Below are 4299 nucleotides of genomic sequence, written 5' to 3'. Positions count from 1 at the left end.
AACATGATGGCCATCACCACTATTTCCAGCCGCGAGTTCAACCAGGACACCAGTGCAGCCAAAAAAGCCACGCATCAAGGTCCAGTGATCATTACTGACCGAGGCAGGCCTGCCCACGTGTTGCTCAGCATCGAGGAGTACCAGAAACTGACGGGTTGCCAGACCAGCATCGTTGAGCTACTGGCGATGCCGGATGCGCTTGAAATCGAATTCGAACCCGAGCGCGCCGTCATCACTCCTCGCAGCGTGGACCTTTCCTGATGTTTCTGCTGGATACCAATGTAGTTTCCGAGCTGCGGAAAAACCAAGCCGACAGGCATGTGGTGAAATGGGCAAACAGCATTTCCCCAGCCAGCCTGTATCTATCCGCAATCACTGTGCTGGAACTGGAAACGGGCGTCCTGCGTATCGAACGTCGTGACCCTTCACAAGGCCAGCTGCTGCGCAACTGGCTGGAACATCATGTCAAACCGGCATTCTCTGGCAGAATCCTGCCGGTCGATACCAGCGTCGCCATCCGGTGCGCACGATTGCATGTTCCCGACCGCAGCAATGAATGCGACGCCTTGATCGCCGCCACCGCGCTTGTACACGGGCTTACGCTGGTAACTCGCAACATTGCGGACTTCCAACACAGCGGCGTAAATCTGATCAACCCATGGATCGCTGCCAACACCTGATTGATGAATACCCCGCCCTATCAGCGGCGGGGCTTTTGTCAGGGGCGTTGGGCGAAGATTGAATGCACCACAGTGGTGTCGATCAACGTTCGATTGCGCCATTGGTTGTTCTTCACCAGGTACACCTGGAGTTGCTTGCGATCCTCAGTGAAACTGGCAATCAGATAGGTTTGCTGAGAGGTACTGCCGCTCAGGTACATGGGCACGTTACCTTGCTGATAGGCATCACCTCCGTCCTCGTGCAAATGGCCGGCAAAAATCGCCGTCACTCGATATTTGTTAACCATGTCGTAGAAGCGTTTCTGTTGCGCCTGGGTTCCCATGTGGTTCAACGGTTTATGCATGTTGATGATGATGGCGTAGCCCGACGCTCGCGCCAGCCTGAGATCCGTCTCGAGCCAGTCCAGTGCATCGTTGATTTCGAACGTCGTCGGGTTCAATGGATGAGCAATGCGGGCGGTATAGGTCGGTTCGTTGTTGAGCTGAACCATATGCACTTCGCCGATATTTTTCGAATAGGCGAGACTGCCCGAATAGGTCTTGCTCAGAAAGCCACTGGTAATCTTCAGATCAAAGTTATCGACCTTACCTTCATGATGCTCTTTGAACTCGACGATACTTCCTGCCGCACAGCTATTGCTAAAGCAATCATCGACATTGTTTTCATAGTCGTGATTACCAAGCCCGTAGAGATATTCGCCCTTGAAATGTTTATCCAGCAGATCCTTCATGAACGAGCGCTGCCAGCCATGCCCGAATGCGGTTATATCACCATTGATCATCAAGGGAACCTGCGCTTGAGAGCCGTGCAGATTTCTGAATTCTGCAATGCTCGCAAGTTGGGTTTCCACCAGCCATTTCGACCGCTCCTTGAATTCGGAATCGGATTCGGGTATGCGGCGATCGGTCTTGTCCGTCCACGGATATTGAGTATCCGAAGCAAACACCATGTGTTTCGGCATGTCAGTAGTGGCCTGAGCGGTAATAGCCGAAGCTAACATCCAGGCACCCACAAAGATGCTCTTGAGATTATTCAAATTCATGCTTTTAAATTCCATTTAAGTTAACTATCAATACGCAAAAGAATTTCGCGAGAGCAAAACTTATGCGAACACAGCTAAAACTTCAAAGCATTCATGAACAACAATCAAGTTTATATGTTTCAGCCCCGATAACTTGCGACATGCAGCCCAATTCAAATCTGCGGCCTCTTGTAGCCGCAGTGGCAATAACGGACGGTTTATCGTTCAACTTGCGACATCGACGGTTGTTGCTTGAACAAGCGATTGAAAAGATGAACTAGCCGCTTCGGCAAAACCGTCCATACTCAACAAGTCAATTGATCTGCGTCAGGCTTTTGCGCAATCGCTACACCATCCGCATTTTTTACCCAACGCGACCAAAGGTCGCACCCTTGAGCCAGAGCGGCAGGCGTATCATCACGCTACTGCAACAGCCCTTTTTGACTTCGGTTGGCACGTATCGACCGAGGCATTTTTCCACTGCCGTGGGATGCAATGATGAGCAATCAGATTCCGGTACACGACGTCACGCCGCCGAGCAAGAATGCGAACAACAGCGTCGACCTTTATGCCTCACGAGAAAAAATCTACACCCGTGCCTTCACCGGCCTGTTCCGCAATCTGCGGATGCTCGGCGGTGCGGCGTTGTTTCTGCTGTATTTCGGCACGGTGTGGCTGAACTGGGGCGGTCACCAGGCAGTGTGGTGGAACCTGCCGGAGCGCAAGTTCTTCATCTTCGGCGCGACCTTCTGGCCACAGGATTTCATCCTGCTCTCGGGCCTGTTGATCATTGCCGCGTTCGGCCTGTTCTTCATCACCGTGTACGCCGGGCGCGTCTGGTGCGGTTATACCTGCCCGCAGAGCGTGTGGACGTGGATTTTCATGTGGTGCGAAAAGGTCACCGAAGGCGACCGCAATCAGCGCATCAAGCTCGACAAGGCGCCGATGAGCGCCAACAAATTCCTGCGCAAACTGGCAAAGCATTCGCTGTGGCTGTTGATCGGTTTTGTCACAGGCATGACCTTTGTCGGCTACTTCTCGCCGATACGCGAACTGGTCATCGAGTTCTTCACCGGCCAGGCCGATGGCTGGTCGTATTTCTGGGTCGGTTTTTTCACCCTCGCCACGTACGGCAATGCCGGCTGGTTGCGTGAGCAGGTGTGCATCTACATGTGCCCGTATGCGCGCTTCCAGAGCGTGATGTTCGACAAGGACACGCTGATCGTTTCCTACGACCCGCGCCGTGGCGAAAGCCGTGGGCCGCGCAAGAAAGGCATCGACTACAAGGCGCTGGGGCTGGGCGATTGCATCGACTGCACGATGTGCGTGCAGGTCTGCCCGACCGGCATCGACATCCGCGATGGCCTGCAGATCGAGTGCATCGGCTGCGCTGCGTGCATCGATGCCTGCGACAGCATCATGGACAAGATGGATTACCCGCGCGGGCTGATCAGCTACACCACCGAACACAACCTCTCCGGGCAGAAAACCCATAAACTGCGACCGCGCCTGATCGGCTATGCCGTGGTGCTGCTGGCGATGATCAGCCTGTTGGTCGCTGCGTTCTTCATGCGTTCACTGGTCGGCTTCGACGTCAGCAAAGACCGCGTGCTGTACCGCGAAAACGCTGAAGGCCGGATCGAAAACGTCTACAGCCTGAAGATCATGAACAAGGATCAGCGCGACCACACTTACCTGCTGCAAGCCGAAGGCCTGCCGGACCTGCGCCTGCAAGGCAAGCGCGAGATCAAGGTGGCCGCCGGCGATATCGTCAGCATGCCGGTCGAGTTGTCCAGCGCACCGGAACAACTGCCATCGAGCACCAACGAGGTGAAATTCATCCTCAAGGATGCCGATGACGAAAGCGTCCACGTTGAAGCCAAGAGCCGATTCATCGGCCCACAAATCCGTTGAGAGAATTTTGAACATGCCCGCTGCAAACGCCGCAAGTCCTTGGTACAAGCACCTCTGGCCGTGGATCATCATCGCGATTCTGGCCTGCTCGGTGGCTTTGACCCTGTCCATGGTGACCATCGCGGTGAACAACCCGGACAACCTGGTCAACGACAACTATTACGAAGCGGGCAAAGGCATCAACCGTTCACTGGATCGCGAGCTGCTGGCGCAAACCCTGAAGCTGCATGCGGCGGTGCATCTGGATGATGTGACCGGTGAAGTCGATCTGCGCTTGAACGGTGACAGCCAGCCGCAAACCCTGGAACTGAACCTGATCTCGCCGACCCAGCCGGAAAAGGATCGCAAGATTGTTTTGACCCGCAGTGGCAGCGAGAGCGGGCGCTACATTGGCCAGTTGAGCGACAAGGTTGAAGGGCGACGGTTTGTCGAGTTGCTTGGCAGCCAGGATGAGCACGTGTGGCGCATGTTTGAAGAAGAACTGGTCAGCCATGACAAGGAGCTGCTGCTGGGTGACGAGCCATTGCAGGGTGCGGAAGATCTGAAAAAATAAGCCTTTTACTCTGATCGTTCCCACGCTCTGCGTGGGAACGCAGCCAGGGACGCTCCGCGTCCCAGCCGAAGCGGACGCGGAGCGTCCGGGGAGGCATTCCCACGCGGAGCGTGGGAACGATCATCGGAAC

At 55.0% G+C, this 4299-nt stretch carries 5 protein-coding genes; 4 read left to right on the top strand and 1 reads right to left on the bottom strand.

Annotated features, from left to right (window positions below):
* Positions 1 to 6 precede the first annotated feature (6 nt).
* Together OQK_RS19595 and OQK_RS19590 are read left to right on the top strand one after the other, a co-directional pair.
* Entirely contained in the window at positions 7 to 261 is a 255-nt protein-coding gene (locus tag OQK_RS19595) for a type II toxin-antitoxin system Phd/YefM family antitoxin (RefSeq protein WP_038861980.1), read from the top strand.
* Positions 261 to 680 (top strand): type II toxin-antitoxin system VapC family toxin, encoded by a 420-nt coding sequence (locus OQK_RS19590; RefSeq protein WP_016773874.1) that lies wholly within the window; start codon positions 261 to 263, stop codon positions 678 to 680. Before OQK_RS19595 ends, OQK_RS19590 begins: the two co-directional genes overlap by 1 nt.
* 38 nt (positions 681 to 718) lie before the next feature.
* Here OQK_RS19590 and OQK_RS19585 read toward each other — a convergent pair whose 3' ends face one another.
* Positions 719 to 1723, bottom strand: a complete 1005-nt coding sequence (locus OQK_RS19585) for a metallophosphoesterase (protein WP_016773873.1) — start codon at positions 1721 to 1723, stop codon at positions 719 to 721.
* A gap of 477 nt (positions 1724 to 2200) precedes the next feature.
* On the opposite strand from OQK_RS19585, the gene ccoG reads away from it, so the two are divergent.
* Entirely contained in the window at positions 2201 to 3616 is a 1416-nt protein-coding gene (gene ccoG, locus OQK_RS19580; RefSeq protein WP_016773872.1) for a cytochrome c oxidase accessory protein CcoG, read from the top strand.
* Between the two features lie 13 nt (positions 3617 to 3629).
* The gene (locus OQK_RS19575) at positions 3630 to 4169 is read left to right on the top strand and encodes a FixH family protein (RefSeq protein WP_016773871.1); all 540 of its coding nucleotides are present in this window, start codon (positions 3630 to 3632) and stop codon (positions 4167 to 4169) included.
* Positions 4170 to 4299 lie beyond the last annotated feature (130 nt).

The sequence above is a fragment of the Pseudomonas sp. R62 genome, from assembly GCF_000257605.1.
GTDB classification, from domain to species: Bacteria; Pseudomonadota; Gammaproteobacteria; order Pseudomonadales; family Pseudomonadaceae; genus Aquipseudomonas; species Aquipseudomonas atacamensis.
The sequence above is the reverse complement of the archived record's forward strand: the minus strand, read 5'-3'. Positions and strand labels throughout refer to the sequence as shown.